The 289-nt window shown below is 59.9% G+C and carries 1 protein-coding gene; it reads left to right on the top strand.

What is annotated here, in order from left to right:
- Positions 1 to 289 (top strand): AMP-binding protein (locus E1297_RS00340; protein ID WP_155132548.1); only part of this gene is annotated, 289 nt, incomplete at both ends.

Raw genomic sequence — 289 nt, forward strand, 5'->3', positions numbered from 1 at the left:
GGAGCTTGTGCTGCATGGCTTCAACGACACGGCTGCCGACTTCCCACAGGACAAGACCGTCATTGATCTGTTTACGGCGCAGGTGCAAGCCCTCCCGGACGCGCCGTCGACGGTCGATGGTGATCGGGTGTTGAGCTACAGCGTGCTGGATGCAGCCTCAAACCGCCTAGCGCGTTATTTGATTGCGCAGGGGATTGGACCTGAATGTGTGGTTGGGGTCTGTCTAGAGCGTTCCACGGAGCTGATCATCTCGCTCCTCGCGATCTGGAAGGCGGGCGGAGCCTATCTG

This window comes from Roseibium sp. RKSG952 (assembly GCF_009711355.1).